This is a genomic window from Oceanospirillum linum (genome assembly GCF_001995095.2).
Classification (GTDB): Bacteria; Pseudomonadota; Gammaproteobacteria; order Pseudomonadales; family Halomonadaceae; genus Oceanospirillum; species Oceanospirillum linum.
On sequence record NZ_MTSD02000213.1, the window covers coordinates 1 to 397 of the forward strand.

Here is a 397-nt window from a genome sequence, read left to right on the forward strand (position 1 = left end):
CGTCAAGGTGAACGTCGACGAAAATCAGCAGCTCGCCGCCCACTTCCAAGTGCGCAGCATTCCGCACGTCGTGGCGTTCGCGGGTGGCCGGCCCGTCGACCAATTCACGGGCGTGCTGCCGGAAAACCAATTGCGCGCATTCATCGACCGGCTCGTGCCGGATCCGGCGCAAGCCGAGCATCGCACGGCGCTGCACGCGTTGGAGCAAGACGAGCTCGACGTCGCGCGCGACCATCTGCAAGCGGCGCTGGCGCTCGATCCCGGTTTCGACGAGGCGCGGCTCGATTTGATCGAGCTGCTGCTCGACGAGGAGCGTGTGGAGGATGCGCGCCGCGAGGCCGAATTGCTCTCGCCGAAAACGACGCAAGGCATCGACGCGCGCTACAACGCGTTGAAG

The 397-nt window shown here is 65.7% G+C and carries 1 protein-coding gene; it reads left to right on the forward strand.

Annotation, left to right across the window (positions count from 1 at the left end; translation table 11 throughout):
- Positions 1-397: thioredoxin family protein (locus BTA35_RS17375; RefSeq protein ID WP_139363761.1), on the forward strand; the 397-nt coding region annotated here is incomplete at both ends.